This window comes from Streptomyces sp. A0642, assembly GCF_004795105.1.
Lineage (GTDB): Bacteria > Actinomycetota > Actinomycetes > Streptomycetales > Streptomycetaceae > Streptomyces.
Genome location: NZ_SSBL01000069.1, coordinates 1 through 1632 on the forward strand (window position 1 = coordinate 1; position 1632 = coordinate 1632).

Here is a 1632-nt window from a genome sequence, read left to right on the forward strand (position 1 = left end):
GGCCGACAACGAGGACGACGTGAACAGCCAGGGGATGCTCTACCACCTCACCGGCATCCGCCCCACGAGCATGGCGCGCACGTTCGTCGTCGGGAGCGTCGCTCCGACACCGGGCTTCGACCCGGTGATCCTCGCCCTGTACGGCGATCACGCGCCTCCGGGCCAGGCGATCGACCTGGAGGAGTACGTGAGCGCGAAAGAGCGGGAGGCGGCCGCTGAGGGCGGTCAGGCAGGCAATTCGTCGGCGGTGCCCGCCCCGGAGCCGGAGCCCGACACCTCCCGGATGTCGACCGCCCAGCGCATCCTTGCCGCGCTACCGCCGGGCGGGCTGACCGAGGTCGACCTCGTGGCCGCGCTCGAAGCCGACGGCGGCCGCAGGGTCGCCCGAGCCTCCGTGCGCACCAACATCAGCACCCTGCGCAGCAAGGGAAAGCTCGCCCGCCCTGACGGCACCGGCCTGATCGTGCCCGTTCTCGCGGACTGACACCTGCACGCCGGGGCCCTGGAGATTCCGCCTCCGGGCCCCGGCCCCTTCCCCATCGCAAAGAAGAAGGAGACTCCAGTGAACCACCCCGACCGCCCCGCCGGCCGTGTGCTCAGCGAAGCCGAGGCCGAGGCCGAAGCCGCCCGCCTCATCGCCGAGGGCTACAGCCAGACCAGCCACACCGTTCCCCTCGCCACCTTCTACAAGGACCCCAACCCCGCCCCCACCGTCGGCACCGCCCCGCCGCAGGCGCAGCCCGGCCGGACGCCCATGAGCCAGGGCGCCACCGACGCGAGCGTCCTCATGCTCGCCGGTGGAGGCGCGGTGTCCATGGTCAGCGTGTCCGGCGGAATCCTGATGTACCTGTCCCAGTACGCCGACCCGGTCGTCTGCGGCGTCGTCCTCGGCGCCCCCACGTTCGTCGTCCTCGCGCTCTGCCGCCTGGCGCGCAGGGCCAAGGAAGTCGTACAGGCCGCTCCCCCGGTGATCCACAACCACTACGAGGGCACGGTCGTCCAGGACAACACCGAGATCAACACGCACACCCGCGGCGTCATCGCCCGCACCACCAACCGGTTCGACGGCTAAGGGGAAACGACCATGAAGCAGGTACGCGACAACGTCCTGGCCTCCGTCCTCGAAACCCACGGCGAGCACTGCGCCTGCCGTGGCGCCTGCGGCAAGACCCACACGGATGCCGATGGGCAGTGCAACGCCATGAGCAGCGGCAAGAACAAGCCCCTGATGGCCGCCCCGCAGACCCCGCACGCCACCGACGCGCAGAACGCGGCCGTGCCGCTGGATCAGCTGCGGCCCTGGTGCTGGTCCTGCTGGCGGGCCGCGCTCGCCGCCGAGCAGGTGCGCGCCGACGAGCAGCGCTCGCGGGAACTCGCGGAGATGCAGATCGGCCTGTTCGACGTCGGCGCCGACGCGGCGGCCTAGCGCCCAGGTCCAGCCGACACGGTCAAACGCACCTCGGCTGACCACCGACACGGGGTCGGCCGACCCTCCGGCCGGAGGGTCGGCCGACCCCGTACTTCCTTCGTCCGACCCCGTCACGTAAGGGACTCGATGACCACGCCCGACAACCTCGACACCCGCCTGGACGCGGCCAATGCCACCGTCCTCGCAGAGATCAGCAGGACCGA

The 1632-nt window shown here is 71.3% G+C and carries 2 protein-coding genes and 1 pseudogene; all 3 read left to right on the top strand.

From position 1 onward, the window contains the following. A pseudogene (locus E6R60_RS36935) lies at positions 1 to 484 on the top strand (transfer protein); the annotation flags it as partial. Positions 485 to 562: 78 nt separating this feature from the next. Next, positions 563 to 1072: a hypothetical protein gene (locus tag E6R60_RS36390; RefSeq protein WP_136331011.1), complete on the top strand. Its 510-nt coding sequence runs from the start codon at positions 563 to 565 to the stop codon at positions 1070 to 1072. Between the two features lie 12 nt (positions 1073 to 1084). Then, on the top strand, positions 1085 to 1426 hold the full coding sequence (locus E6R60_RS36395) for a hypothetical protein (RefSeq protein WP_136331012.1): 342 nt from the start codon (positions 1085 to 1087) through the stop codon (positions 1424 to 1426). Positions 1427 to 1632: the final 206 nt, after the last annotated feature.

Excerpts from the sequence above, each read along its gene's own strand:
- E6R60_RS36395 (WP_136331012.1), top strand. The coding sequence starts at position 1,085 with ATGAAGCAGGTACGCGACAACGTCCTGGCCTCCGTCCTCGAAACCCAC.